1 protein-coding gene is annotated in these 294 nt (G+C 38.4%); it reads left to right on the plus strand.

From position 1 onward, the window contains the following. Positions 1 to 132: 132 nt before the first annotated feature. Positions 133 to 294, plus strand: a 162-nt coding sequence (locus tag AB4585_RS23745; protein ID WP_372171222.1) for a prepilin peptidase, incomplete at its 3' end; no start/stop codon positions are given.

Raw genomic sequence — 294 nt, forward strand, 5'->3', positions numbered from 1 at the left:
GCCTTTTCTTCTATATTGCAATCCCAAGTAGTTTTACCGCATATCTCTTTATGATCCCGTTCTCGTGCTTAATGGCCGTGTTTGTTCGTAACGTCGTTTCTACCTACAAGAAATACAACTAGAGGAAAGCTTGTGGAATTGTTTAATGTTGTCGTTTTTGGTTTGTTGGTAGGTAGTTTTCTTAATGTTGTTATTTACCGACTACCATTGATGGAAATGAGAGATTATGAACTTGGTATTGCTGAATACACTGGTGATGCGAGTGTGGTGAAAACGCCATTAACTTCTCTTTGC

Source organism: Vibrio sp. 10N.222.49.C9 (genome assembly GCF_041474985.1).
Lineage (GTDB): Bacteria > Pseudomonadota > Gammaproteobacteria > Enterobacterales > Vibrionaceae > Vibrio > Vibrio crassostreae_C.